Genomic DNA, 25,471 nt, shown 5'->3' with positions numbered 1-25,471 from the left:
CGTGCAGGCTGATCGTGTTGTAGTACAGCGCGACCGGCCCCTGCACTTGCGCGCGCTGCGCGTACCAGCCGGCGAGTACGCCGTAGTCCTCGCGGATCGGCGAATCGTCGAAGGAGCGCATCTGGACCGGCGCGGCGCCGTTCGGCAGGAACGGCACGTTCGGCGCGCCGGTGTTGCGCGCAACCGTCTGCGCGAAATCCCCGAAATGGCCATCGTGATTGAGCAGCACTTGCGGCGAGTAGCCCGCGAGGGCGAGCGCGCTCATAAGGTAGCACTCGGCATCGGCGGGTTCGTACAGCTTCTGGTGCGGCTCCTGCCCGCACGCCGCACGCAACACGCGCACGGCCGCCGGGCCGCTATAGCTCGCCGCCGTGCTGAAGTTGGTGAACACATAGTCGAAGTGACTGAGCATTGGATGCTCGCGCGCCTTCGATACGTCGAGATCGTTCCACGACAGCGAGCACACATGCAGCACGATGATGTCGAACTGCGCGCCGGTATCGCTCGTGAGATGCGGGAAGCTCACGCGGCGCTTCGATTCTTCGGTGCGAAAAGCGGCAAGTTCGGTGTCGTGGCCCGCCGCGCCGGGCTGCCCCGTTGCGTTGCCCGCGCGCATCTTCTCGGAAAGCGCCTGCGGCGACGTTCCGGCGGGCGAGGCCGCATTCCCCGGCAACTGGATCGCACGGCCCAGTTCATAGACCGGCGCGGTGATCAGCGCCGCGATCACGAGCGTCGACACGCGCACCCATCGATTCACCACGACATACACGACGACCGCCCCCACGCCTGCAACCAGAAGCGTTGGCGGCACGAAGCGCTGCGCCAGTTCGAGCCAGTAACCGGCGCTGAAGTGCAGCATCGCGCCAAGCTCGCTCACGAGCCGCGAGAACGGCGGCAGCTTCGACTCGCTGTACATCAGCGGCAGCGCGATTGCGAGCGCAACGACAAAGCGTGCGATGCGCGCCAGCCGCGCGCGCCAGAACGACGTGGCGCCGAGCGTCAGCGCAAACGCGAGATTGGCTAGCCAGACCGGCGTCAGATGGCCGCTCGCCCACAGATACAGCTTTAGGATGAAGTAGAGATTCCAGAACGCCATCGCTTCGTGCTCCGGTTCATGTCATGCGCGTGCTCATCGGCGTGCTCGTCGTCGTGCTTACGGGCGTGCTCATGATCGTGCTCTTGCAGCCGCGAACCACGCTCGCGTCGCGCGCACCGCATCGTGTCCGAGCCGTCCATAGCCGCGCACGCCGACGCCGACGACATCGCGCAATCCGCGCAGCGGCCTGTCGGCAAGCTCCGTGTCGTGCCATTTGATCCACGCATCCGCGCGGCCCATCGTCAGTTGCACGAGCCGCCGCTCAGCTTCGAGATCGAGCTGTTCGAGCTTGACGCCGAGTTGCGTGCCCGCTTGCCAGACCGCGCGCACCGGAAAGCTGAACTCCTGCTCGGGACGCCTCACGCACACGGACATCGGCTCGTCCCTGGCGAAACGCTGTCCCTCGGGCAGCGAGAGGCCGAAGCCGCCCATCGAACAGTCGCGCGTGGTGCAGGCGATCGAGCGGCCATCGGCGAGCACGAGCGTCGCGGGCAGGCGCATCGCGATGCGCTGATTCGCCCGCGTCTGCTTCGCCTCGCGCGCCACGCACAGCGCGCCGCCGAGCAGCACGAGGTTGTAGGTGGTCCAGAGCATGTTCATCAGCACCGTCGGCACCTCGTAGGGATCGCCCGCGACGAGCGACCAGCAGCCGACCGCGAGCGCCAGCGCGTTCAACGCGACGAGCAGGATGTACGGGCGCGACACGGACCAGTCGAAATAGCCCTGATCGATGCGCCCGCCCTTGTCGGTGACGTTGAACTTGCCGTGCTTCGGACTGAGCACGGCGATGGTCGTCGGCAGCGCGACGTACCACGCCAGCACCGACTCGTAGACTTCGGCCCAGAACGAATGCCGGAAGCCGCCCTGAAGCCGCGAGTTCGCGACGTTCGCCAGCGCGATATACGGCAGCACGTACGCGACGATCGCGGGCGCGGGTGCGTGGATGAAATGCATGTGGAAGAAGAGATAGGCCATCGGCATCGTCAGAAAGACGAGGCGCGGGATGCCATAGAAGAAATGCAGCATCGCATTGCCGTAGCACAGCCGCTGAAAGATGCTCAGGCCGCGCCCGAAAAACGGATTGTCGATGCGAAAAATCTGCGCCATGCCGCGCGCCCATCGCACGCGCTGCCGGATATGGCTCGCGAGGCTCTCGGTCGCGAGGCCCGCCGCCTGCACGGTCGGCAGATACGCCGTCGTGTAGCCCCGGCGATGCAGCTTGAGCGCCGTATGCGCGTCCTCGGTCACGGTTTCGACCGCCACGCCGCCGACCTCCTCGAGCGCGCTGCGCTTGATGATCGCGCACGAGCCGCAGAAGAACGACGCGTTCCACAGATCGTTGCCCGCCTGCACGAGCCCGTAGAACAGATAACCCTCGTTCGGCACGCGATGAAACGTCGCGAGATTGCGCTCAAACGGATCGGGCGAGAAGAAGTGATGCGGCGTCTGCACCATCGCGCATTTCGGCTCGCGCAGGAAGGTGCCCATCGTCGTTTGCAGGAACGAGCGCGCGGGCACGTGATCGCAGTCGAAAATGGCGATGTACTCGCCGTGCGTGCGCTCCAGCGCGCGATTGATGTTGCCCGCCTTCGCGTGATGGTTGTCGTCGCGGACCAGATATTCGATGCCCGCCGCGTGCGCGAACGCGCGGAACTCGGGACGGCGGCCATCGTCGAGCAGATAGATGCGCAGCTTGTCCGCCGGCCAGTCGATGCCTTGCGCGGCGAACACCGTCGGCCGCACGACCGAAAGCGGTTCGTTATACGTAGGAATATAGACATCGACGGTCGGCCATGCCGCGGGGTCCGGCGGCATCGGCACGATCGCGCGCTGGAGCGGCCAGGCGGTCTGGATGAAGCCGAACAACTGGATCATCCACGTGTACGCTTCCGCGCCGAAGAGCGCATAGCCGACGAGCGTATCGCCGGGCGAGCGAAAATCGAGCGTCGCGGTGGCGCGCCAGTAGGCATAGCGCGCGGTCATCAGCAGCGCGAGCGACGACAGCAGCAAGAGCGGCAGCCGGCCCGGCATGCGCCGAATGAGCAGCGACGCCGCGAGCGACACCGCGCCGAACTGCAACTGCGCGGTGGTCGAGAGCGGCGCGGTGCTGGCCAGCACGAAAAGCGCGCCACCCGTCAGCACGACCACGACCATCGCGAGCCGCCCGCGGCCCGCGACACGGCTTGCGCCTTCCAGTGCGGCCGATAGCGGCGCCCACGGCAGCCGCGCGAGGGCGGCATCGAAGCGGCGCTGCTGACGATGCGCGAAGGCGGTCGCCATGCTCCACACGAGCGACGCTCCCGCGATGCCCGCCCGCACCGACGTCCTCACGCCGCCCGCGCGCGCCGGTTTCACGAACGCGCGCCACAACCACACCGGCAGCGGCGCACGCGCTGGAATCTGCCACTCGCTCGCGAGCCGCGCGACGAACGCGGCGATCACGAGCTGCGGCACATCGCGGCGGCCGGGGCGCGGCGCATGAAACAGCAGCCGCACGAGCCAGTCGGCTGGCGTGCGCGTGCCGTCGAGACCGAGGCGCGGCGCAAGCCAGTTCGCGAATCTCGAACGTAGCGATGGACGGGCGGCGTGGATGGGCTGCATGGCGCATCAACCCGTTTCGGCGTGCGCGGACAGCCAGCCGTCGAGCCAGCGGGCGAGGCCGTGCAGGTCGTGGGAAATCTGCGCATGGGGCGCGGCGTCGAAGACCCACGCGCCGCGTGCGAACGCATCGGGCAACGCCGCATCGCGATGCAGCCGCTGCGGCAGGATCACCCCGTCGCCGACGCGCGCCCGCAGCAAGGCCAGCGCATCGCGATGCATCTCGTGCGTCGGATGCAACTGGTTCACGACGATGAAAAACGCCGCGCCGCCCCGCCGCATCGGTCCGATCGACGCCGCCAGCGACACGCATCCCGCCGGCTCCGGCGTCGTCACGCACAGCACGAGATCGGCGGCGCGTATCGCCTGTTCGGCCTGCTGCGACGGATAACGCGCGGCGTCAATCAGCACGGCGGCATCCGGCCGCTGGTCGATGTCGCCGAGCGCGCCCGCGAGCCAGCCGGGAAACGCGGCGAACGCGGCTTCGCTCGCACCGATCTGCTCCGCGTCGAGCGCGCCGTAGGGCACGAACATCACGCCGTCGTCGTTGCGGAACGACTCCGCGTGCCAGTCGGCGCTGCTGTCGAGCAACGCGTGGACGAGTCCGCGCGGCGCAAGCGTTTCGAGGCCCAGATACGCCCCGAGGATGTTTTGCGCGTCCAGCTCGATCGCGAAAACCTGACGCGCCCGCCGCGCGAGCAGCACCGCAAGCGCGCTGCATATCGTCGTGCGCCCCGCCCCGCCCGCCGTCGAGACCACTGCGATCACGGTCATCGCGGGTTCCCGTCTGGCTGGCTGCTTGCGCCGCCCTCGGCGCGCACGAGCCGCGTCTCGCTGACGACGCGCTCGAGCCGCGGTTCAGGCAGCGCGTCCCGGCGCGCCCGCCGTCGATGGCCGAGGAGACAGAGCGGTATCGCAATGGCGACGCCCGCGCCGACGCAGGCGAGCAGCATCCCCATCATGCGTCCACCTCTCGCCGGATCGGCAGCGCGCAGCGCTTTGCATGCCGTGATCGGCCCGGCTCGTGCTCCGGCGCCGCCACGCCAGCGACAGGCGCCCAATCCAGCACACGCGACGACGCACCGCCGCTCAATGGCGCACGCGGCATCGATGCCGGCGCGATCGGCAGCACGTCGCTGTAGTCGGGCGCGTGGGCATGGCGGGCGCGTTCGCGCATCGCCTCGATCTGCCGCGCAATGGCGCTGCCCGCGTACAGCTTGCGTTCGGCGAAGAAGCTGGCGGCAGACGCGCCGAGCATCTGCGCGAGACGTTCCTGCGCGTCGGGCGGCTCGCACGCGAAGAGAAACAGGTAGACCCGCGTGGCGTCGACGGTTGCAAGCCGCCCCGGTTGCCGCGACAGCGTGGCGCACAGCGCATCGAGATGCGACACATCGGGGCCGAGCGTCAACTCGACGAGCACATGCGGCAGCGCGAGCAGCGCACTGCGTTGCAGCACCGCCGCGACGCGATCGCAGAAGCGCGCGAGCGGCGCATAACCGCCGACCGGGTCCGGCTGCGCGGCGGCGAGCGCGGCGGCGGGATCGTCGACGGTCGCGCCGGTGTGAACATGCCCCTGCAGCGAGCGCAGCGTGCAGAGCAATCGCGAAATGGACAGGTCACGGTTGGCGAGCACCGCGTCCGCGCCTACGCGCAGCAGCAGCAATTCGTGATTCAGCGCGATGGCGTCGCTGCGTTCCGCGACGGCGATCTTGAGGGCGCCGCCGCATTGCTTGCGCAGCGCGTGGATCATCGAGCACAACTCTCCCAGCGACGACTGCGCGTCGAGCGTGAAGAACACCGAGGCGGCCCGCGCCTCGGCGCACGCCGAAAACACCGACGCGTTGTCTGCGTGCAGTTCCCAGTCGCCCGGAAACCATGCTTCGGTATTCGCGAGCGCACGCGGCATGACCACGCGATGCTCATCGTCGGTGAAGGGCTTCGAAGGAATGCGTCCATGCGACGGCGACTCCGGCTGCGCGACGAGCGCATCCGCCGCACCGAGCCGCAGCGCGCACGTCTCGTTGGCGACGAGCGTCTGCCCGGTGCGCCAGAAGTCGACGTGCCAGCGCAATTCGCCTGCCATCTCGCCCATCCGCGCGACGCCCGCGAAACGCACGTGAAGCGTCTCGGAACTAGCGTAGGCGCGCGCCGGCGGCTCGGCGCGAAACACGAGGATCATCGAGACGCGGCGCTTCGCGCACCAGCGCGCGAGGAACTCGCCCTCACGGCTGAGCGCGGCCGGATCGTCCCAACTGAACCAGCGCTCCGCGCCCTCGATGATCGACAGCGAATGCGAGCGCAAGCCGCGCTTGCACAGCGCGCGCAAGGCTGCGCGAAGCGGCGTGTCGATATCGTCGGGAGGCATCGCCAGCACGGTCAGATGGCGCGGCCAGCCCGGCGCGCGTTCGTCGGCGGACAAGCCGCGCGCGCGCAGTTGCGCTGCGATCTCCCCGCTCGCAAGCGCGCGCACGACCGTCACGTGCTCGGCCCCGGCCTTGCGCGCCGTGTTCCAGATGAGCGCATCGCAGGCGCGGGCGCCGGGCGTCGTGTAGATGCCGTGCACCCCGCCGCGTGCGAGCGTCGACCACCTGTCCGGCAAGCCGTCGATGCCCAGACGTTCCATGTGCCCCGCGTGCGGCAGGCGTTGCACCGAGGCGCGTAAGCCGGCGAGCCATCCCGTTGGCCTCGTGGTCGTCCGGCTATAACTGGCGCAGGTCGCGTCGTTCATGATTTATTTCCCTCGTTCTATGAGTTTTCGTTAGTAGCTCGAATAAAGACGGACGGGCCGCGTCTGCATGCCCGTGTCGCGTTTGCGGGCATCGAAGTCGTATCGCACGTAGACCATGCCCGCGCTCGGCATGTAATCGTGCGAATGTTCGATCGAGAGCCGCACGCCCGCGACGAGCTTCGGATTGAAGCGATACTCCAGCACGCCTCGAAACGCATACGAAAAGCCGCCGCCCGAGCCGCCCTTGAACACGTTGTTGCCGCCGCCCTGGACATTCGCCGACGCGGGCAGGCCAATCGGGAAATACGGCGAATCGCGTTCGTAAGTCCACGACATGCCGACGACCGCCTCCACGTCCCACGTGAACGCGTTGCGCCGTCCCGTCCATTCGACCGGCACGCCGAGCGCGAGATAGCGCTGCGGGCTGTAATAGCCGCCTTGTCCGTAGGTATAGAAGCGCAGGTTGTTCGTGTAGTGCCACGCATTACCGACGAGACCCGTCGATACGCGCATGTCCGGGCGCTCGTAGACCGGCACTTCGAAGCCGGCGCGCGCCGTCACTTCCTGATTGGTCTTGACGTTGTGCCCGGTCAGCACGCCGCCGCCGATGCTCGCGAACACGTTGATCTTGCCGATATCGATGGAGCCGCGCACGTCGATGCCATCGCGCCGCACGCCGCCCCACACGACGCCCGTCACCGGATCGCGCGCCCCGGCGTACGACAGCTCGCTGCTCGTTTCCGGCCGCCGCGACGCGCTGACGGTGACGCTCGCCTTGTCGGTCTCGAAGCGATACCGGAGGCCCGCGACGACGTACTGCACCGGGAAGCCGAGCGGCGTCGTGCCGAGATCGAAGCGCCACGCGTCCGACTGGTAGCCCGCCCCGATCGCGACGCCGAACGCGCGCTGATGCACCGAGGCGACGAGCGGCGTGCCGGCGGCACGCGCGGCGAAGGTGCCGAACGTGTTGCGGGTATAACTGTCGATGTCGGGATTCTGAAGCGTGCCCGCGTCGAGGTGCACGGTGTCGACGTGCGCGAACAGATGGCCCGCGTAGCCGATCGGCACCTGTCCGTACACCGGCACCTGCTGCGCGTGGTAATTGGAAATGCCCGCATCGCCCGATTTGTAGGCGAACAACAGGCCCGCTTCCACGTCCGGCTCGCGCCGCGCTTCGAGCTGATCGAGCGCGCGCTGCGCGGGCGACGTGCCGCGATCGGCGGCAAGCCCGGTCGCCGTTTCCTGCGCGATCGCCGTCTTGTAGAGCGATGCCGCTTCGTCGAAGTGATACGCGCGCTGCGCGAGCCGCCCGGCCTGCACCGTCACGTCGGGCCGCTGCGGATATTCCTGCCGCAAGCCCGCCGTGACCGCCCGCGCCTCGTCCGTCTCCTTGAGCGATGCCAGCCGGCGCACCGCGCCGAGCCGCGTGTCGACGTCATCGGGCGGCACTTGCGACAGCACGCGGCGCGTCACCGTCAGCGCCTCCGCGCGCTCGCCGCTGTCTTCGAGCACGCGGGCGAGCGCGAGTTGCGCTTCGGCATCGTCGGGGGCTTTCGCGAGCACCGGTTCGAGCTGCTCCCGTGCCACCGCGAAATTGCCCTGCCTGCGCTCGACATCCGCGAGTTCCAGCGTGTAGCGCCGGTCCGCCCGGCCCGCCGGACTCACCGACGCGAGCACCTTGCGCGCGCGTTCGAAGTCGTCGTTCTCCAGGGCTTCGTCGGTCTGTCGCAGCGCGAGCCGCAGCGCCTGATCTTCCAGACGCGCGAGCTGGCGTTTATTCAGTCCGCCGCGCTCGCGCAACGCATAGAGCCACGCCTGCAACTCGCGGTCGCGGTGCGAACTGCTCAGGAGATCGCCGTAGCGCAGGCGGATGTCGGCATCGGCGGCGTTCGGGTGTGCGTCGATCCAGTCGCGCAGCAGCACGACGCCCCGGTCCGGCTCGCCCTGATCGATATACGCCGCGCCGACCGACGCGAGCAGATACGGGTCGTCGCCCGCCTTGTCGCGTGCTTCCTTCAGCGCGGCGGCGGCGCGTTCGCGTTCTCCGTGCGATGCCGCCTCGCGCGACGTTTCCAGCGCCTCGTGCACGTCGAGCTTGCGGACCAGTTCGCGCATGCCGTCGGTGCGCTCGCTCTCGGGCAGCGGCGCGACCAGCGCCTTCGCGCTGCGGACGTCGTCGAGCGAGTTGTCGTAGAGCGCGGCGGCGTAGCGCATCGAGGGCGCCTGACTCGCAGCGAGCCCGTCTTCCATCACGCGGCGGCCCAGGTCCGGCGAACCGAGATCGCGATACAGCCGCGCCAGCGCGAAGCGCGTCCAGGCGGCGTCGGGATTGAGCCTGAGCGCGGCTTCGTAGTGATCGGCGGCGGGACCGTCACGGCCATCGGCGTGGAATCGCTCGGCCTGCTTGACGAGCAGCTCCGCGCGCATCTGCGCGATCTCCTGTTTCTCCTTCGGCGACGTGACGCGGCGCTGCAGCGAATCGAACAGGCTATCCAGCTCGGCGGTGCGGCCGGTCCGCTCGTACACGACGCGCAGCGGCGCGACCGCGTCCAGATTCGGCTTGCGCGCGGCCAGCAGACCGCGCAGGATCGGCTCCGCGTCGGTCCATCGCTGCTGGGCGACGAGCGCGTTCGCGAGCAGGAGGCGCGCGTCGTCGTTCTTCGGCTGGATGCGCAGCGCCGCGCGGGCGGCGCGTTCGGCATCGGCGGGACGGCCGTTCGCCAGCGCCTCGCGGCTTTTGGCGAGCGCGCCCCAGAGTTCGGTCGTGCGCGCGAGGCCGACCCATTTGCTGCGATTGTCCGGCGCATGTTCCGCCGCGCGCATGAAGAGCGCGTGCGCGGCGTCCTGATCGCCGGTGCGAAGGCGCAGCAGTCCGAGTCCGCCGACGGCGTCGGGATCGTCCGGACGGGCCGCCGCCGCGCGCACGAGCAACGGCTCCGCGCGCGCCAGATCGCCCTGGGCAAGCGCCGCGAGGCCATGCTGGCGCGCGATATACGCGGGATCGCGTTCGGCGCGCAGTTGGGCGCCGACAGCCGTTTCGAGCCCGGCAAGCCGCTCGCGCATCTGATCGTCGTCGGGGACCATCTCGACATACGCGCGCAACGACGGCAAAAAGACTGGCTCATCCGATCCCGCCTTCAGCACGCGCCGCCAGACATCGAGCGATACTTCGCGGCTCACGTCGTCGCGCCCGACGAGCCCATGCGCGATGCGTTCGGCTTCCGGGCGCGTCGCGCGTTCGTTGAGCAGGACGGACAGCACGAGCGCGGCGTCGACGTCGTTCGGATTCGCGGCCAGCGCGCGGCGCAGCGCGGCAACCGCCTGCGGACGGCCGGCATCGGTCGAGCCGAGAATTTTGTTGTACTCCGCGCCGAGCGGCCCGCACGGCGCGCCGTTCGGAAAGAACGCCTTCAGCCGGCGCAGGGCTTCGTCCGCGCGGCCGCTGCGCGCCAGCAGGCGGATGCCCGCCATCTCCTGACGGCCCGTGGTCGCCACCCGATATTCTTCTTCGATGCAGCGCGTCTCCACGGCATCAGGAGAACGTTTGCGCAAGCCGTCGAGAATGGCCTTCGCCGGGTCCGGCTGGCCGAGCCGCAACAGAATGCGGATCTGTTCGGCGAGCAGCATCGGATCGTCCGGGGCGATCAGCAGCGCCTTCTGGAGCTGCGACAGCGCGAGATCGTCGCGATGCTTCGCCGCCCACATCCGCGACATGTCGTAGAAGCGGCCGGCATCCTCGGGCAATGCGTCCGGCGGCGATGCGCCCGACGCTCGCCCCGCGCCCGGAGCGAGGAGCAACGCCGCGACAGCGCCTCCGCAGGCGCCCTGTTTCACCGTGGCGTGCATGTGGCGCTCCATGCGGGACGCAGCGTGCCGTCGGCGGCAAAGCGATAGCGCCCCTCGTACCAGCCGATGCCGAACAGCGTCAGCACGCTCGTGTAGTAGCCCGGTGCGCTCTCCGCGTTCAGCCGGGCGACGCGGGCGGCCTGTCCCGCCGCCAGCGCACGCTGCCCGAGTGACACGAGGAACGGCACCGCCGACGCCGAGAAGCCCGCGTTGCCGTCGTTGGCTGCTGCCGCGCCGGTCGCGGCATCGACCTTTTCGGGCGGCGTGCCGCGCGCCGCGATGAAGTCGGCGAACGGCACGAAATGGCGGCGCAGCGCGTCAGCGCGCGGGTCGTCCGCATCGAGCATTCCGGCCCACAGATAGACGCGAATTGCGTTGTAGGAGCCGGTGGTGTCGTCGGTGGCGGTTGCGTCACGGTCGAACGCATGGCCCGCGCGATACGTCGCCCAGTCGGGCGCGAGGCCGCGCGGCGCGGAATCCCGCAGCATCACGGCGCTGCCATCGACGAGTTGCTGCCAGCGGCGCTCGGCCGGAAAACGCGTCGCAAGTGCGCGCAGCACTTGCAACGGCGCGTAACTCGGATTCACGATCCACGTGTTGTCGGTCGGATGAAATCCCGTCGTGCCCGGCAACAGGAACCGCCCCACGCCCGCGACGGGAAACGTCTCGTCTTCGAGCACCCGCGCCGCGAGCCGCGCGCCACGCAGCGAATAGGCGCGCTCGCCCCACAGCGCGCCGGCTTCGAGCAGCGCGTAGGCGATCCACAAATCCGCGTCCGAAGCGGGGTTCGAATCGAGCACGGTCCACGAGCCGTCGTTCGCGCGTCCCCACAGCCACGCCGGGAGATGGCCGGTCAGGTCGCCATCCGCGAGATTGTTCTCGGTCCAGTGCATGATCCTGTCGAAGGCGGCGCGGTCGCCGGCGACCAGCGCCAAGAAGAGCGCGTACGACTGCCCTTCCGACACGGTGCGCCGGTCGGCTTCGCTGGCGTCGATCACGCGGCCATCGTCCGACAGGAAATCGCGCTTGAACTGCTCCCACGCGGGCCACGGGCCGCAGCCCTCGGCCGCTTCGGCGCGCGCGGCGGGCGCGAGGACGAGCGCAAGAAAGAGCCCGGCCACGCCGATCAACAGCCAGAAACTAAGAGGGGACGCGGGGCGGCGGTTCATCGCTCAGAACTCCTGTCGACGCTGCGCGAGACGCTGCAGGAAGTTGAACGCGCCCACCGCGAGCAGCAGGCCCGCCAGCACGCCGAGGATGCCGAGCAGCACCGGATGCCGCGACGCGAAGCCCAGCACCCGGTCGCGCCAGGGCACATGCCCCACCGCATAGCGTTCGCCGATGCGCGCGCTCTCGACGCTGTCGCGCTGGATCACGGCGACATCGTCGCGGATGAGGCCGACGAGTTGCGGGTCGTCGAACGCATCGAGCAGTTCGCGGGCGCGGGTCGCGTCGCTCGCCACCAGCGCGACGACCGAGCGCCCCTTCGCCGCAGGCGACTGGAAGCCATACACCGCCGACAGCGCCGCGTCGACGTTGAGGCGCAGCGCGCCGGCTCCCGCTTGCTGCGCCTTCGAGAAGCCGACGCGCTTCACATCGGCGGCGCGGGTATCGACGGCGAGCGGGACCGACTCGCTCCATGCGCTGACGAGCGGCGCGGCCGGCGATCCGCCGATCATCAGCACGTCCTTGTCTGCAAAGCGCGCGGTTTCCGACGGACGCGCGACCTGCACGCGTAACGCGGGATAGCCGGTCGATTTGCCGATACGGCCCAAGATCGTGAGCATGGTTTCGAGTTCGTGAGGCGCGGGATGGACGGGCACGACGACGACCGTCTGCGACAGGTCGGCCATGCGCGAGAACGGGAAGCCGCTGTTGGCGAAGTACGCGAGATTCGGCATCGATGCGTAGTGCACGAAGCGGCTGAAGTCGATGGTCGATTCGGGATCGATGGACGCGCGCGCCGGATTGCCGGTCGCGCCAGCGCACAGCGTGCTCTTCTCGGAATCGAGATTGAAGCGGAAATCGAGCTGGTTATCGCCGACGAGCTGATAGGCCGGCACTTCCAGTTCAGCCGTCGAGCCACGCGCACCGGACGATTTCACACCGGCTGTGTCGCCGTTCGGCGTCAGGCGATACGACTTGATTAACTGCTTGTTCATCTCGATCGACAACGCGGAGTTGTTCTGCACGCTCGGCGCGGTGTAGCGGTAGCGCACGTCGAGCGGCGCACCGACTTCGTTCCACGACGTGAGGTCAACCGGCACGCGCAATTCCAGGCTGATGGTTTCGAGCGCGCCGCCTAGCGATTGCAATTGTTCAGGACGCTTGACTATTTCAGCGAAACGAACGGGCCGGTCGACGGGCGTCCAGCGCGGAGCGTCATAGGGCTTGCGCTCGGGTTCGGGATCGCGGCGGCCAATGTTCGCAACCGGCCCCGACAGGCCCGGCGTGCGCAGCACCAGTGCATAGGCGGCGCTGTCGACATCCTGTGCATTCGCCCCTGTGACGATCAGCAGCTTGTGGCCGGGCGCGGCGGGGTTGTCGGTGATGACGAGCGCCGGTCCGCTGACGCCGACGGGACGAACGTTCGGCGGCAGGTCGTCGAGGCGGCCGACGAGCACGGCGTGATCGTCCTTCGGCAAGTCGGGCGTGACTGGGAAGCGGGCCTTGCGGTAATCCGCGAGCGATCCGAACCACGATGCGATCACCGATGCGGTGCGCAGAGTGGCATCGCTTGCATTCGACGGCAGCACGAACGTGAGCCGCAACGGGTTGACGTCGTGTTCGTCGAAGAACGGCGCGGGCAAGAGCGCGAGTTCGTTGGGCAACGTGATCGGAACTTCGTCGAGCACGATCTCGCTGTTTGAACTGATATCGGCCCACAAACCAGTGTTGCCCGGGTCTTCACAGTGCTCCATCGAATAGTGCGCGATCAGCTTCAGCTGCAACGCGCTGTAATCGGTCATCAGACGCGGATCGATCTCGATGTCCTGCGTCACCGTCCGCCCCGCGCTTTCAGGCGCGAACCGCAGCGTCGCGACGACCTGGTCGTTCATCGACACCTTCAGATGCGACATCGGGAACAGCAATGCTGGCGAATACGAATAAACAAGCCGCAGACGTGCAGCCTTGACGATGCGATCGCGCCTCACGCCCACGTTCACCGTGCGTACGTCTTCCAGTCCGCGAAGACTTAGCGTGCGGTATGCGCCCAGCGCAGAGAAAGGAATGTGAACTTTGCCGTCGCTCGCGTCCCCGGTCCCCGCGAGCGATGCTTGCGTAGCGTTCGGTGCTGCGAAAGCGGAAGGTGTCAGGACGGCCGCAAGCCACGCGATCATCGTGACAACCAACGAGAAGCCGAACCTTTCCGTTATCCAGACTAACGGCCGAACTGCCGGTTTAGAGCGCACGTTCGGACGCGCGCCCGCCCCGCCCCCGCGCCCCTTCCGTTTTATTTCAATCGTTAGCATGACTAATTCCGAACTCGTTTTTGCGGGCCTGTCTTCAAAGCTCTCAGTCTTTCTTACCGCTTAGCCCGTGCAATCTCGAGTTCGTTGGCGTGGGCGTCCCGGAAACAACTCTATAAACACAGGATAAGCGGCAATGTGCGGTTCCGCACACAGGCTTACGAATTGTCATTTCCTTTCGCACGTTTGTCAAAAAGAAGTGGAAAAGGTGTAAGGCGTCTTGCCTAAATCGGCAATAACGATGTGTCGTCCTAAGTGGACTGATTCGACTCCATTTACGCCGGCATTAAATGCTTGGGGCAGCTAATACCCCGCCGGATGAATCGCTCGGAGCAATCGTTGATGATAGGAAAACGACGGAAAGTAGCGCCGCGTTTAGTTTCTGTTTGCTCTGCGAAATTTTGGTGAAGTCTTTAAGCGAGCCCCAAGAACGCTCGCTTCTGTTCAGTTGTCACCGCCGCCATTTTCGCGCCATTAATCGTTGTCCTTGACATGCACCGCCCTTACCCATTCCCCTGTATCACCCGCATTAATCAACGTAAGCCGTTAAACGGTAAATCAATCGCATTTAGCGGACCGGATGACCGATTTTACGAACGCCGGGATTGCGGGCAAGGGCTCGTTACTAATGCTTGCATCGTTCCGCTCGGGTTCGGGCTACGATCTACATTCAGGTATTAACGCGTTGGCTAATTCCGTACGCACGACCGTCCTCTTAATGCAAGGTCAGACGAATAACGCCATGTCTGTGCGATACCGCGCACGGCGCAAGCGGATGCATTTTCAGGTAGTCAAACCGTTGCCTAATTTACAAACGTAAGTATCATTTGTTCGATCACTGACACAACGACACACCGCGTCCTATCCGGGAGAAAGAATGTCGCTTTCCAAAAGGTTGGTCGACGGCGCCAAGGACTGGCTGCCCGATAGCGTATTTTTGCGCATCGCCCATTTGCACAAGGTCGGCCGTTTTCCTAATATCAAAGCGCCGAAAACCTTCAACGAGAAGATTCTTTACCGCTGCCTGTATCCGGACCCGAGGTTCGTCGATCTGACGGACAAGCTGACCGTGCGCGATTATGTTCGCAGCAAGATCGGCGATGAGCACTTGCCGAAGCTCTACGCCGCGCCGGACAAGTTCACGCGCGATGTCTTCGACGCCCTCCCCGATCGCTTCGTGATGAAGGCGAATCACGGAAGCGGCTTCGTCAAGCTGGTCCGCAACAAGTCGGAGACGACCTTCGAAGAACTGCATGCGCTGGCGCAGCAGTGGCTGGCAACGGACTTTTATCGCGTGGCGCGCGAACGCCACTACCGCACCATCAGCCCGCGGATTTTCTTCGAGGAGCTGCTGCTCGAGCAGACCGGCATCGTGCCCGCGGACATCAAGATGCATTGCTTCTTCCGCGCAGGCGAGAGCAAGCCGACGGTCTTTACCGCGCTCATTTCGGACCGCTTCGGCGAACATCCGCGCGGCGATATGTACGACGGCGACTGGAACCGGCTCGACATCGCCATTGGCCATTACGCGCGCAGCGATGTGCCGCTGCCGCGTCCGGACAACTTCGACAAGCTGCTTTCGATCGCGACCGCGCTTGCCGAAGGCTTCGAATATGTGCGAGTCGATCTCTATGCACCCGGCGACAAGATCTACTTCGGCGAATTGACGTTCACGCCGGGGGCTGGCGTGTTTCCGATGCGTCCCGATGCCGTCGACTATGAATGGGGCCGGTTGATGAGCTGACGTGCGGCGGGCAGCGCATGACGCGTCGCGGTACATGCGGCGCCGCTTGCGCGATGCGATCGAGTTCATCGCGCACCGCCGTCATGTCGCACATGTCCTGGCCGTTCGTGCTGCGCACGAGCATCGCTTCCAGTCGTCGCCGGACAGCGCCATAGCGAGCGCCGGCTCTTCGATGAAGATCGGCGCGCTCGCTAAAGCGCAAGAAGGTCTGCAGCGAAGCGAGAACGGCCGCGCCCATGCTCGTCATCCCGACGATGATTCTCAACTCGGGCGACACGGCGGTCGACACCAGCGATAGAAACGACGACGTACCCGTTAGCGCGGTCATTCCGATCACTGCAAGCCCGAGGTGTCTTCCATATGCCGATAGCCGGTCCGCCATTGCATAGTGGCGGATTTGCGCATCGCGCGCGCGTCTTATCCATTGAAGCAGTAATGATCGGGTATCGTCCGGCGGATGATATCTGAGGCTGTCTTTAGCCTGTTCCGTGCTCGTCGCAAAGTCAGTCATGTTTGAAGCACTTTATGGTTAATGACTGACACCTTGCATGAGGACAGAGACATTTATCGTCTCTTATGTGCTTCGCTTGGGATGGCCTAGCGCTTGCTCTATCGGCCAGTAGTTCCATTTCATGGAGGGCCTATGTCAACACATGCAGGCGGGTCGCAGGAAGATCGCATCGCGGCGCGCGAAGGCGAGAAACTACCGTCGCAAGAGCAGGCAGGCGGCGATATGGCGGTCGAAGGCACGGAGGCGGGCAAGAATTCGAGCAGCGGCGAACTGTCCGAGGCGGGCAAGGACGTCTGGCGTCAGGGAAGCACCATCGACGAGGAAGGGCCGCTTCCGCCGGATCAAAAGCCAGACTGAGTCGGATATGGGCACAGGCCTTGCACCAGCGTTGCACTCGACAACGCTGGAGTAGCCATGCATATCGTTTGCCACATGATGTCGTCGGTCGATGGCCGCAGCCTGACCGATGGCTGGCATCTCAGCTTCGCCTCCCCCTGCTATGAAGAAACCGCTGCCACGTTCAAGGCCGACGCGTGGGCGTGCGGCCGCGTGACGATGCAGGAAATCTCACACGGCAAGGACCGGGACTATCCGCGCGGCCTGGCTAAAGAGCCGATTCCACGCACCGACCACTTCGCCACGCGCGACGCCAGTCAATACGCCATTTCCATCGATCCCAAGGGACGTGTCGCATGGAAAAGCAGCACCGCACTCGATTCTCATATCGTCGAAGTGCTTGCCGAAACGGTGGAGGACGACTATCTCGCCTATTTGCAATCCATTGGCGCGTCGTATGTGTTCGGCGGGAAAGAAGATATCGATCTCAAACGCGTCGTCGACACGCTGGAGCGCGAACTGCGAGTCGATAAGCTGATCGTCGAAGGAGGCGGCCACGTGTCGGGCGCTTTCGTGAATGCGGGCTTGGCCGACGAAGTCAGCGTACTGCTGATTCCACTCGTCGACGGACGGGAAGCGCATCCGTCGTCGTTTGAAGTCGCAATGAACAAGTGGCAAAAGCCGGCATATCTGAAACTGGAGTCAGTGCAGACGCTCGACAATGATGTCGTCTGGCTGCGCTATACACGCAAGGCCTGATGGCCTCACGAAGCGGCGGATAATCCGCCGCTTCCAGAACGACCTAGCTCTTGCGCACGGCATCCGGCAAGTCACGGCCGTGGTACTTCTTGTAGATCGTATTGAGATTGCCGTTCTGCATGTTCGTGTGAACCCAGTTGTTCACCCACTCCTTCAGACGCGGCTGGTCCTTGTTCATCGCAATGCCAAGATCGAAATTCTTCTGCTCGAATTTCATCTCGATGTGGCGTTGCGGCGCGCGGCGCTGCATTTCCTGCAGGTTCGACGGCGTGCTCGAGAACACGTCGATCTGGCCTGTCACCATCGACGTGATGAGCGTCGCGTCGTCTTCATAGCGCTGAATCTGCGCGCCCTTGGCGAGCTGCGTCGTCAGCGTGTCGTTGACGGTTGCACGCGTGAGGCCGACCGTCTTGCCATCGAGATCCGCATAGTCCTTCACCTTCGCGCTATTGATGCCGCCCACGATGATCGTGATGACCGCGTACGGCGTCGAGAAATCGACTACCTTTGCACGCTCCGGCGTGATGGAAAGATCAGCGATGACGAGGTCCGCGCGCTTCGCCTGTAAGGTCGGCACGCGCGCCGCGTTGGTGATCTGCACGAGTTCCAGCTTCACGCCGAGGTCTTTGGCAAGCGCCGCAGCGGTATCGACATCAGAGCCGGCCGGCTTGAGGTTCTCGTCGGCATAGCTGAAAAGCGGCGTGCCCATGGCGATGGCGACGCGAACCACGCCCGCTTTCTTGATGTCGTCGAGTTGATCGGCCATCGCGCTATGCATCGCGCCCGCGAACATGAAGGTTGCCAAAGCAGCGCGTGCAATGAATTTACTGGCTTTCAAGTGGTGTCTCCGTCGTTATGAATGTGCAAGAAGTTGAAGCCGATTAAAGACCGTTATCGAGGAACGCTCGCAGTTCGGGCGTGCGCGGGGCGTCCAGCATCCCGCCATCGCCCACCTCCCAGACCTTGCCGTGATGCATGTAGATGATGCGATCCGCCACGCGCTTGGCGAAGGCCATTTCATGCGTGACGAGCAGCATCGTCATGCCGTCCGCGGCGAGGTCCTCCATCACGCGCAGCACTTCGCCCGTGAGTTGCGGGTCCAGTGCGGAGGTCACTTCGTCGAACAGCATGACCTTCGGCGACATGGCAAGCGAACGCGCAATCGCCACGCGCTGCTGCTGTCCGCCCGATAACTGTTCGGGATACGCATCGGCCTTTGGCCCGAGTCCCACTTGCTCCAGCACGTTCAACGCAATGCGCCGCGCTTCGTCGCGCGGCATTTTTTTGACGTGCCGCAGCGCGAGCATGATGTTCTCTTCGACCGTCAGGTGCAGGAACAGGTTATAGCTTTGAAATACGATGCCGACTTCGCGCCTCAAGTGATGCAAATCGACCTTGGGATCATCGACGCGAATGCCGCACACTTCGATTTGCCCCTGATCCACGGTCTCGAGCCGGTCGATGCAGCGCAAGGCCGTGCTCTTGCCGGAGCCGCTCGCGCCGATCACAGCAATCATCTCGCCCTTGTTGACCTCGAAGGAAACGCCCTTGAGCACGTGATTGGAGCCGAAGCTCTTGTGAATATCGTCGACCTTAACGATTGCTGACATTGAGCTTGTTCTCCATCGATTGGCTCCAGCGCGAGAGCGGATAGCACAGCAGGAAATAGAACACGCCGACCAATCCGAAGATGAGGAATGGCTGGAAGATCGAGTTGTTGATGATCTGGCCCGCACGCGTCAATTCAATGAAGCCGATCACCGAAGCAAGCGACGTCATCTTGATGAGCTGCACGAGAAAGCCGACCGTCGGCGGCAAGGCGAGGCGCATGGCCTGCGGAATGATCACGAGCCGCAGGCTTTGCCAGCGCGAAAGCGACAGGCACTCGGCGGCTTCCCATTGCGGCTTCGGCATCGCTTCGATACAGCCGCGCCAGATATCGCCGAGATAAGCGCTCGAATAGACCATCAACGCCATGCCTGCCGCGACGAGGGCGGGCACTTGATAGCCATAGACCGACAGCCCGAAGTACACGATGAACAACAGAATCAGCAACGGGATGCCCTGAATCGCTTCGATGAACACGAGCGCCGCCCGCGCGAGCCACCGGCGCGGCGAGATGCGCGCGAGCATCACGGCGAAGCCGCCTATTCCTCCGAGCACGAACGCAAGCGCGGACAGCACCAGCGTCCAGCCGATGGATTGCACCAGATAGACGAGATGAGAGTATGTGAATCCGCCGCTCATGCCGCGCCCCCGGGAATGACCGTGTCGATGCGCTGCTGATCCGGCGGCGTCTTGCCCGCACGTTTGGCCGCAAGGCGGATCGCGCGGCGGCGCTTGAACACATGCTCGCCGATGGCCCACGCAATGAGTTTGATGAGCAAGGACAGCGCCAGATAGAGCGCAGCCACCACGATGTAAGTTTCCAGTGAGCGGAACGTATCGGACTGCACTGTGTTGGCGACGGCCGTGAGCTCTTCAGCCGATATCTGCGAGGCAATCGCGGAGGCTTGCATCATCAGCAAGAACTGGCTGGTGAGTGCCGGATACACCTTTTCGATCGACGGCTGCAGCATCACATGCCAGCCGATACGCCACTTCGGCAGCCCAAGACATTCGGCGGCTTCGATCTGTCCGCGAGGCACCGATTCGAGACCGGCACGAATGATCTCGGCTGCGTAAGCGCCGATGTTGATGGTCATCGCAAGCGCGGCAGCCGCAAAGGTCGGCATGCGTAAGCCGATGCTCGCCAGCCCGAAGTACAGCAGGAAGATCTGCACGAGAAACGGCGTGTTGCGCACGGCCTCGACATAAACGATGCAGAGGCGCGACACGACGGGTACTTTCGCGCGTTTGGCGAAGGCCACGGCCATGCCGAGTATCAGGCCGAAGAACACGGCCACGCACGTCATCTTGAGCGTGAGCCAGGCACCCAGAAGGAACGTCGGCCAGTACGGCAGCAATGGAGAGAAGTCGAGAGAAAACATGGCAGCGATGTCCTTTGACAGGGCGCAGACTTCGGTTCGGCCAGCTATGCCAAACGAGCGTAGTTGACGTATGACGACTGACTACGCGCGATGGCATTCAGCATGTTGCATGCGGCATGCATTAAACCGGCGGCAGCGGATCGAACGGCCCGATCGTCGTGAATGCGCCGCCTTGAAGGACGGCGACCGGGTCGTCGGCGGCGGGCGGCGGCGTCGCTTCCACCTTCGCGCGGAACTGCTCGGACGAGTCTCGCGGGGTGAATCCCAGATGCGCGGCGTCGCGGTTGTCCCACCAGGTGTACGCGTTCGCGGACGTCCCGAACACGATCGTGTGCCCCACGTCCGGCGTGAAAAGCGCGCGCCGCAGGAGGTCGTGGAAGTCGTCGTAGCTCATCCACGTCGCCATCATGCGGCGGTCCTTCGGCTCCGGAAACACCGAGCCGATGCGAATGCTCACGGTCTCGATGCCGTAGCGGTCGAAGTACAGCTGGGCCATGTCTTCGCCGAAAGACTTCGACAGTCCGTAGTAGCCATCGGGCCGCTTGCGCGCGCTGGCATCGATCCGTTCATCCTGCCGATAAAACCCGGTGACGTGGTTCGAGCTTGCGAACACAATGCGCTTCACGCCATGACGGCGCGCCGCTTCGTAAAGATGGAAAACGCCCTTGATGTTCGCTTCCAGAATTTCCTCGAAGGGCCGCTCCACCGATACGCCCCCGAGATGAACGATCGCATCGCAACCGGCGACGAGTGCGTCCACTGCCTGGCGGTCTGCGAGATCGCAGGGCACGACTTCCTCGTGCGGCGCGGCGTCGTTCGAGATCGCGCCCGGTAAATCCGAGATTCGAATGCCTTGTGCGAACTCGGCCACGCGATGCCGGATTGCCTTGCCGATGCCACCCGCTGCGCCCGTCAGCAGCAAGCGTGTAAAGCCGTCGCCTTGCCCTGGCGCGTCTGTTTGGTATGCCATGCGAATTTTGTCTCCTGCATTCACGACTAGGGATTACCCTGCGCGCGTTTCTTGTACGTTGTCATATCACAACATGGCGCATATCATCACTTACCGGACGATTTGTCAACGCTTGTCAAAACCACACAGGAGCGCCGTGACGCCACCGCCCGATTCGTTTGTCTTCGCCAATGCAGCGATATCACACGCGCCCGGTGCGCGGCGCAGTCTGACGACACAACTCGTCGATGCGCTGCGCGCGCAGATCGAATCGCACGCGCTATCGGCGGGTAGCAGGATCGCGACGGAAGCCGAGATGGTGCAACGCTACGGCGTGAGCCGGACTGTCGTGCGCGAAGCCTTGTCGCGGTTGCAGGCAGCGGGGCTCGTGGAGACGCGGCATGGCATCGGCACGTTCGTGTGTGAAGCGGCGGCATCACCGCTTTTGCAACTCGATCCCGCCGATGTTGCCGGCTCGATGGATGCGCTCGCGATCCTAGAATTGCGCATCAGTCTGGAGACCGAATCCGCGGGCCTTGCGGCCATGCGCAGCGATGCCGCGAGGCTCACGAAGATGCGCGCCGCGCTCGACGATTTCGCGGGCAGCGTGGACAGCGCGGCGGACACGGTCTCACCGGACTTTCGCTTCCATCTCGAGATCGCGCACGCGACGGGCAATCGCTATTTCGTCGAAATCATGGAGCATCTCGGCTTGCGCATGTTCCCGCGCACGCGGCTGACGGCCACGGCGATTCCGCACGACGAGTACGCCGATTATCTGCTGCGCGTGAATCGCGAGCACGAGCAGATCGCGGACGCGATCGAGCGCAACGACGCCGATTCGGCCCGCACCGCGATGCGTCTGCATCTCATCAACAGCAGGGAGCGACTGCGGCGCGCGCAGAGCTGACGCGTTACTTAGCGCCAGGTGCTCACAGTGCGAGCACGTTCACCGCCACATCGACGTGATGCGAACCGCCGCCCAATATCATGCCGCGCAACAACGAGACGTCGCTGTAATCGCGGCCCGTCGCTAATGTCACGTGATCGAGATCGGCAAGGACATCGTTAGTGGGATCGAGGTCGATCCATCCGCTTTGCGGGCAATGCAGTGAAATCCACGCATGAGAGGCATCGGCGCCGATCAGACGTGGATGGCCCGGCGGCGGATCGTTGCGCAAATAGCCGCTGACATAGCGCGCAGGCAGGCCCAAAGCACGCAGACATCCGATCATCACTTGTGCGAAGTCCTGACATACGCCGTGTTTGAGTTCGAATGCACGTGTGGCCGGCGTGTCGAATGCCGTCGACAAGGGACGGTATTCGAAGTCGGCATGAATGCGATGCATGAGGTCGATCGCGCCCGCAATCAGCGGCGTGCCCTTCGTGAAGCTCGCTCGTGCGTAATCGCGCAGTGCTTCATTCATCACGATGTTGGGCGACGCATAGCAGTACTCGCTCTCCGCCACGAAAGCCGCGCCCGCGCAAAAGCGCAGCCTGTGCGCGACTTCTTCCCAGGCTGGCGTCGCATTCGGATCGAGCTTGTTCCAGCGCGGACTCAGACGCACCGTGGTTTCGCTCGTCATCGAAAGGCGTTCGTGCGGCGCATCGAGCGAGAAGTAAAGCACGTCGTTGCCGAATGCATCGACACGGCTGTGCACATACGACGGCGGCGGTTCGATGCGCTCCGTATGTGCGATCACCTGCTGCCACGGACAATGCAACGGACGAATGGTCGCCAGATGCTGCGCGATTTCGACAGGCGTCGAATAGCGATAGGTCGTGCGATGGGTGACTGCAAGCGTCGTGGATTTATCGCTGGCGTCGAGCGTCCCGTTCATGATGAAACCTGCGCAGCAAGCGGGTTGGCATGACTGAAATAACGCGCGCTGATCTCGCTCGACGCGGCGCTCACCGATGCGATCATCGAGTTGCATAAGCGAACGAGATTGACATGGCGGCCGTCGTCGTCCGTTTCGCAAAGCGCTTCGAGTGGAGGCAACGCATTCAGTTCGTTAAGGATTCCAGAGAAACTTCCGTGCCGACTCCCTCCCGCCGCAGCGGCTATTTCATCGAGCTTCGCACACAGGCGTGCATAGACGCCATAGAGTCCGCGCGGATTGGTCCGATCCACCACGATCAGATCGATGAGCGCAGGCACTTCTATTCGCCCCGGATAAAGCGAGCGATACGTCAACGTACTGTCGAAGAGCTGCAATAGCAGATCGAAGCCCGCGGGCAAACCGAGCGTGCTGTGCTCGGCGGCGACGCGTAAGAAGGTCGCCATCGTCGATACGCGTTCGATCATCCGCCCGATGAAGATGAGCCGCCATGCCTGATCGCGCGTCATGCGATCGCCTTGCGCGCCGCTGATCGCAAGGAGCTGCGTCGCAAGATGTTCGAGCGCGCCGGCGAGCATCACCCGGTCATAATCGGCGCCCGCTTCCGGCGATGCCAGGCCGAGACGCGCAAGCGCATCGCGAAAGTCGTTGCGCGATGCGAGGATGGTGCGCCAGTGATCGGTCGAAAGCCTGTCGCGTATCTCGCCGCATGCGCGCGTCTGATCCGCGAGATTGCCGCCGATGCTCGTCGCCGTCGCATGCTCCGCCAGCCCCGCAACGAGCAGACGCTCGAACGCATGCGGCGAACTACGTGCGAGCGTGTCGATCGACGGGATGAGGCCGCATTGCGTCGCAAGTTCGACGAGCGTACTGAACATCGCATCGGCGTCGCTCGTATCGAGTGAACCGAGCAACAGGCGGCACAGGCGCACGTTGTTTTCTGCGCGTTCGCCATAGCGGCCTGCCCAGAAAAGATTCTCGGCGGCACGGCTCGATACGATGCGATGCTTGCGCAGATCACCGGGCTGCATCGAAGGGCGCAGCGGCGCAGCCGGTACGGCATGGCTCGACAGCACCCATGTATCGACGCTGCTGCCGCCGAACTGCATGGATACCGTCGCACGTTGATCGGCTGCAAGGCGCGTGAAGCCTCCGGGCATGACGCGCCATGTCCCGTCGATATCGGCGATCGCGTAGGCGCGCATTACGCACGGACGCGCGCCGAGCGCGCCATCGTGGAAGCGCGGCGCGCACGAGAACGGCAAGTTCTCCTGCACCGTAAACCCATCGGGCGCATGCTCGATACGCTCGCGCCATTGCGCGAGCTGCTGCACGCCCGCTTCGATACCGGGCACATGATCCGCCTGCACACCCGGCCACGTCGGCACGAGCAACGCGGCATCGAGCTGTTCGAACGCTTCACGGCGGGCCGCCTCTTCGCCGCACCACCATGTGGGAACCGTCGGCAGTTCGAGGGCTTCATCCAGCAACGCATCGGCGATGCCGGGCAAGAACGCATTGAACGCCGGCGATTCGGCGAAGCCCGCGCCCGGCACGTTCGATATCGCCACGTTGCCCGCACGCATCACCTGCAAAAGACCGGGCACGCCGATGCTCGAGTCCGCGCGCAGTTCGACCGGGTCGCAGAACGCATCGTCGAGACGGCGCAGCACGGCATGCACACGCGAAAGGCCCACAAGCGTCTTGAGGTAGAGCTTGTCCTGACGTACCGTCAGGTCCTTGCCTTCGACGAGCGTCACGCCGAGATAGCGCGCGAGAAACACATGCTCGAAATAGGTCTCGCTGAAAGGGCCCGGACTCAGCAACGCAATGTGCGGCGCATCGTTGCGATCGGCTTCGTCGTCGCGCATCGTCGCGCGTGCCGCTTGCGCGAGCGTAGCCACGAGTTGCGAATACATCGATGCGAGGCGGCTTACGCGCATCGCACGGAAAGGCTCGGTGAAGAGGCTGGCGACGATCAGCCGGTTCTCCAGTGCATAGCCCAGTCCGGAAGGCGCTTCCGTGCGATGCGCGATGACCGTCCATGCACCCGATGGCGATCGCGCGAGATCGACCGCGACGATCTGCAGGAAGCGCCCGTTCGGCGGCACGAAGCCCTTCACCGAACGCAGATAGCCGGGATGCCCGAACACGAGCGCACCCGGTAGAAGCCCGCGTTCAAGGAGCGTTTGAGGACCATAGACATCCGCGACGATGGCCTCCAACAGACGCGCCCGCTGCGCCACGCCGCGTTCGATAGCGGCCCATTCGTCCTCGTCGATCACGAGCGGCAGCAGATCGAGCGACCATGCTCGGGGCTCGCCGTTATCGGCATAGACGTTGTACGTGATGTCGTTGTCGCGGACCTGTTGCGCGACTGCGGCGACGTTATCGTCGAGACGCGCGATGCCCTGTTCGCCCAGCAGATCGAAGAAGTGACGCCACGGCTCGCGCAGCTGTCCCGATGCATCGCGCAGTTCGTCCCAGCGGCCTTCGCGAGCGGGCAACGCTCGCAATAGCGTGAGCGGGTCGATGCGCGAGGCCGTCGCATCGAATGGCAGTGTCGATTGAAACGCCAAGGTCGTCTCTTCCGTGTGGTATGC

General features: G+C 64.8%; 20 protein-coding genes. 4 read left to right on the top strand and 16 right to left on the bottom strand.

What is annotated here, in order from left to right; all coding sequences use genetic code 11:
* The 8 genes from bcsG to bcsB all read right to left on the bottom strand — a co-directional run.
* Positions 1–1,096: cellulose biosynthesis protein BcsG (bcsG, locus tag BG57_RS24725; RefSeq protein ID WP_035969067.1), on the bottom strand; the 1,096-nt coding region annotated here is incomplete at its 3' end.
* Positions 1,097–1,165: 69 nt separating this feature from the next.
* Positions 1,166–3,697, bottom strand: coding sequence for a UDP-forming cellulose synthase catalytic subunit (gene bcsA / locus BG57_RS24720; RefSeq protein ID WP_035969066.1), 2,532 nt, complete (start codon positions 3,695–3,697; stop codon positions 1,166–1,168).
* A gap of 6 nt (positions 3,698–3,703) precedes the next feature.
* Positions 3,704–4,468, bottom strand: a complete 765-nt coding sequence (bcsQ, locus tag BG57_RS24715; RefSeq protein ID WP_035969059.1) for a cellulose biosynthesis protein BcsQ — start codon at positions 4,466–4,468, stop codon at positions 3,704–3,706.
* On the bottom strand, positions 4,465–4,656 hold the full coding sequence (locus BG57_RS24710; protein ID WP_152562688.1) for a hypothetical protein: 192 nt from the start codon (positions 4,654–4,656) through the stop codon (positions 4,465–4,467). Before BG57_RS24710 ends, bcsQ begins: the two co-directional genes overlap by 4 nt.
* On the bottom strand, positions 4,653–6,422 hold the full coding sequence (locus BG57_RS24705; RefSeq protein WP_081850978.1) for a BcsE family c-di-GMP-binding protein: 1,770 nt from the start codon (positions 6,420–6,422) through the stop codon (positions 4,653–4,655). The genes BG57_RS24710 and BG57_RS24705 overlap by 4 nt, the downstream gene beginning before the upstream one ends.
* A 30-nt stretch (positions 6,423–6,452) precedes the next feature.
* Positions 6,453–10,268, bottom strand: a complete 3,816-nt coding sequence (locus BG57_RS24700; RefSeq protein ID WP_152562687.1) for a cellulose synthase subunit BcsC-related outer membrane protein — start codon at positions 10,266–10,268, stop codon at positions 6,453–6,455.
* Complete coding sequence (gene bcsZ / locus BG57_RS24695; RefSeq protein WP_081850977.1) at positions 10,253–11,437, bottom strand: cellulose synthase complex periplasmic endoglucanase BcsZ; 1,185 nt, start codon at positions 11,435–11,437, stop codon at positions 10,253–10,255. The genes BG57_RS24700 and bcsZ overlap by 16 nt, the downstream gene beginning before the upstream one ends.
* A 3-nt stretch (positions 11,438–11,440) precedes the next feature.
* On the bottom strand, positions 11,441–13,609 hold the full coding sequence (gene bcsB / locus BG57_RS24690) for a cellulose biosynthesis cyclic di-GMP-binding regulatory protein BcsB (protein WP_081850976.1): 2,169 nt from the start codon (positions 13,607–13,609) through the stop codon (positions 11,441–11,443).
* Between the two features lie 1,006 nt (positions 13,610–14,615).
* Between bcsB and BG57_RS24685 the strand changes: the two genes are divergently transcribed.
* Positions 14,616–15,482 (top strand): ATP-grasp fold amidoligase family protein, encoded by an 867-nt coding sequence (locus BG57_RS24685; RefSeq protein ID WP_035969056.1) that lies wholly within the window; start codon positions 14,616–14,618, stop codon positions 15,480–15,482.
* On the opposite strand, the gene BG57_RS31805 is transcribed toward BG57_RS24685, so the two are convergent.
* Positions 15,409–15,993: an SLATT domain-containing protein gene (locus BG57_RS31805; RefSeq protein WP_152562685.1), complete on the bottom strand. Its 585-nt coding sequence runs from the start codon at positions 15,991–15,993 to the stop codon at positions 15,409–15,411. The two genes, BG57_RS24685 and BG57_RS31805, sit on opposite strands and share 74 nt — an antisense overlap.
* Positions 15,994–16,125: 132 nt before the next feature.
* On the opposite strand from BG57_RS31805, the gene BG57_RS24675 reads away from it, so the two are divergent.
* Together BG57_RS24675 and BG57_RS24670 are read left to right on the top strand one after the other, a co-directional pair.
* Positions 16,126–16,350, top strand: coding sequence for a hypothetical protein (locus tag BG57_RS24675; protein ID WP_035969052.1), 225 nt, complete (start codon positions 16,126–16,128; stop codon positions 16,348–16,350).
* Between the two features lie 57 nt (positions 16,351–16,407).
* Complete coding sequence (locus tag BG57_RS24670; protein ID WP_035969050.1) at positions 16,408–17,088, top strand: dihydrofolate reductase family protein; 681 nt, start codon at positions 16,408–16,410, stop codon at positions 17,086–17,088.
* Positions 17,089–17,131: 43 nt separating this feature from the next.
* On the opposite strand, the gene BG57_RS24665 is transcribed toward BG57_RS24670, so the two are convergent.
* From BG57_RS24665 to BG57_RS24645, 5 genes are all read right to left on the bottom strand, one after another.
* The gene (locus BG57_RS24665) at positions 17,132–17,926 is read right to left on the bottom strand and encodes a transporter substrate-binding domain-containing protein (RefSeq protein ID WP_035969049.1); all 795 of its coding nucleotides are present in this window, start codon (positions 17,924–17,926) and stop codon (positions 17,132–17,134) included.
* Between the two features lie 43 nt (positions 17,927–17,969).
* On the bottom strand, positions 17,970–18,698 hold the full coding sequence (locus BG57_RS24660; protein ID WP_035969048.1) for an amino acid ABC transporter ATP-binding protein: 729 nt from the start codon (positions 18,696–18,698) through the stop codon (positions 17,970–17,972).
* Entirely contained in the window at positions 18,682–19,335 is a 654-nt protein-coding gene (locus BG57_RS24655) for an amino acid ABC transporter permease (protein WP_035969045.1), read from the bottom strand. Before BG57_RS24655 ends, BG57_RS24660 begins: the two co-directional genes overlap by 17 nt.
* Complete coding sequence (locus BG57_RS24650; RefSeq protein ID WP_035969043.1) at positions 19,332–20,078, bottom strand: amino acid ABC transporter permease; 747 nt, start codon at positions 20,076–20,078, stop codon at positions 19,332–19,334. The genes BG57_RS24655 and BG57_RS24650 overlap by 4 nt, the downstream gene beginning before the upstream one ends.
* Positions 20,079–20,199: 121 nt before the next feature.
* On the bottom strand, positions 20,200–21,048 hold the full coding sequence (locus BG57_RS24645; RefSeq protein WP_035969042.1) for an NAD-dependent epimerase/dehydratase family protein: 849 nt from the start codon (positions 21,046–21,048) through the stop codon (positions 20,200–20,202).
* A gap of 136 nt (positions 21,049–21,184) precedes the next feature.
* Between BG57_RS24645 and BG57_RS24640 the strand changes: the two genes are divergently transcribed.
* Positions 21,185–21,937, top strand: coding sequence for a FadR/GntR family transcriptional regulator (locus tag BG57_RS24640; protein ID WP_229753997.1), 753 nt, complete (start codon positions 21,185–21,187; stop codon positions 21,935–21,937).
* A 22-nt stretch (positions 21,938–21,959) separates the two neighbouring features.
* Here the strand turns inward: BG57_RS24640 and BG57_RS24635 are convergent, their stop codons facing one another.
* Together BG57_RS24635 and BG57_RS24630 are read right to left on the bottom strand one after the other, a co-directional pair.
* A complete protein-coding gene (locus tag BG57_RS24635; RefSeq protein WP_035969041.1) occupies positions 21,960–22,868 on the bottom strand; it encodes a transglutaminase family protein in 909 nt (302 codons plus the stop codon).
* Entirely contained in the window at positions 22,865–25,447 is a 2,583-nt protein-coding gene (locus BG57_RS24630) for a circularly permuted type 2 ATP-grasp protein (RefSeq protein WP_035969039.1), read from the bottom strand. Before BG57_RS24630 ends, BG57_RS24635 begins: the two co-directional genes overlap by 4 nt.
* Positions 25,448–25,471: the final 24 nt, after the last annotated feature.

The organism is Caballeronia grimmiae (assembly GCF_000698555.1).
In the GTDB taxonomy this organism is placed as follows: domain Bacteria; phylum Pseudomonadota; class Gammaproteobacteria; order Burkholderiales; family Burkholderiaceae; genus Caballeronia; species Caballeronia grimmiae.
Note: the sequence above shows the minus strand (reverse complement) of the source record. Positions and strands in the feature narration are given on the sequence as shown.